The 2,034-nt window shown below is 35.4% G+C and carries 3 protein-coding genes and 1 pseudogene; 1 reads left to right on the top strand and 3 read right to left on the bottom strand.

Features of this window, described 5'->3' with window-relative positions; genetic code table 11:
* Positions 1 to 235 (top strand): annotated as a pseudogene (locus H5202_RS21320) (IS3 family transposase); the annotation flags it as partial.
* Between the two features lie 176 nt (positions 236 to 411).
* On the opposite strand, the gene H5202_RS21315 reads toward H5202_RS21320, so the two are convergent.
* From H5202_RS21315 to H5202_RS24060, 3 genes are all read right to left on the bottom strand, one after another.
* Entirely contained in the window at positions 412 to 852 is a 441-nt protein-coding gene (locus H5202_RS21315; protein WP_182773817.1) for a hypothetical protein, read from the bottom strand.
* A 567-nt stretch (positions 853 to 1,419) separates the two neighbouring features.
* On the bottom strand, positions 1,420 to 1,764 hold the full coding sequence (locus H5202_RS21310; protein WP_182773816.1) for a hypothetical protein: 345 nt from the start codon (positions 1,762 to 1,764) through the stop codon (positions 1,420 to 1,422).
* 89 nt (positions 1,765 to 1,853) lie between these two features.
* The coding region (locus H5202_RS24060; protein ID WP_220493959.1) for a hypothetical protein at positions 1,854 to 2,034 on the bottom strand (181 nt) is incomplete at its 5' end.

Raw genomic sequence — 2,034 nt, 5'->3', positions numbered from 1 at the left:
TATGCGAGTCATCAATATAGACGAATATGGAGAATACATGGATTTGTAGGTAGTATGAGTAAAAAGGGTGTTGTTGGTATAATGCTGTCGCAGAGAGCTTTTTTGGCAGCTTGAAACAGGAACGGGTTCACTGGCGAAACTATCGAACGCGTTATGCTGCTCAGCAAGATGTCATGAATTACCACATCACCATGTGTATAGCTGCCAACGAATGCATTCATACCTTGATGACTAAAGTCCCAATGAGCTTGAGAGTATGGATAAGCTATTAAAAGGAGTCGCTTAACGAACTTAACTAGGGTGACCGAATTCAGTTGACCAGGTCACAGCCGACAATAAAATTTCCGTTTAATTGCCATGTTAACTGCCGATTAAGCTCTACTGTTGATACTACTTGAACAGGATGGTTTATTAAGCGCGATTAGCATAAACTTTTGACAATCCATACAAAACCAGCGAAGTAATAAAAATGAAGATAACTCGTTCACCTACCCCTTTTTCGAGAACTGATTGGTCACCAGATACATAAGCAGGTAACATTTGCCCCACTTTAAAATAACGGCTCTTCGTCTGCACAAAGGTCATCTCACCATAGATATTTATATCTCTGTAGTTTAAAGAAATATTTTCTGATGTATATTCAAGATTCATGTGTGTATATCTATACTGGACATACACACTTTCAGACTCTCCCCTAGAACTACAGCATCTGACTTCGTATTTGATAATTTCAGCACTAACTGGAGTCCAAAAATATGTTCTTGAATCATTTATTACGCGATAAACGCCAAAAAATAACAGCAGTAAACTTATAATTAAAACAGTCTTACTCGCAAAAGCATTATTGCTCATTTAAAACCCCTTTCTAAGTCAATAATCATATCGGGGAAGAAATAATTATGACAGGCAAGCTAACGAGACTGTAGAGTAACTCTAACACCAAATTCAATTAAAAAACGTGCTCCTGAAATCAATCCTAAGCACTTTTAAGAAACTAGGTAATGCATTTCGACCCCATAAAACAGGGTATTTTGCTTTAAAGCGAGTAATTCTACAGCCTCAACGTCTTGTTAAGCGGATTAAAAATGTGGAGATAATCGAAACGTAACCCACTGTTTTAATAACGCTTAAGCAAATAGTATATCTATTTATGCGCGATAAAAAAATTAAACAGAAGATACATCGCAAATAATATTGCAAAAAGTAAGGCAAACATTCTAAGTATGCTAGTTTCATTTTTTTTACTATTACTTTTTTTCGCAAGATCTACTTTGCAAGGGACAGTCAATACTTTTGATAGCTTCTTAACTTGCAATTTAGCCTCTTCGAAATCATTTGAGCATTCTATATATAATTCATCATTGTCAAGAATAAGAACGGCATAATACTTTTTTTGAAATCTACTATTTTTAGGGGGGATTACCCTTCATCGTTTACATTAACGAGAAAAGAAGCAAGCCTCAATTCTATTGATTTTACGTTAATGGAAGAATATGTATATTCTCTATGGGCAAAGAAATAACCTTTAGTATTACAAAGACTTTTGCTCACTTTCTTAAATGAAAAACTGTCAATGTACAAAATATTATGAAGTGAAAATAAGGTAGCCCATAACGCAATTGAAATGGTGATAGTGCGAGCAAGTGCATCCATTTCTTGGTTTGATAGAATTCCGTACCAACAAAAAGCACAAAATATTAAGAAAATCACCCCTAAAAATTTTGTTATTTTTGACGAGTTATTAAAAATAATTATATTTTCCATGGCCGATTCCATTTTACACAACCACAACACGCCGCATTAGCTTGTACATACATTTGTTCTGGACAGCGTCTATACCGGAAAGTATTTTCCTATAGTGATGGCCAAAAATTGCCAGCTAGTTGATTCGCCAATGATACATTTCTACCGCCTACCAACATGTTTCCATCTTCGGTGAAACTTAAAACTATTTTGGTAGCAGGACGATTATCATCGAATAGATAACTGTACTTTGCGGTTATTCTTTCTGCATCAGCCTGAGTTCTTGCCGTC

This window comes from Shewanella sp. SG41-4, from assembly GCF_014164505.1.
GTDB lineage: Bacteria > Pseudomonadota > Gammaproteobacteria > Enterobacterales > Shewanellaceae > Shewanella.
The sequence above is the reverse complement of the archived record's forward strand: the minus strand, read 5'-3'. Positions and strand labels throughout refer to the sequence as shown.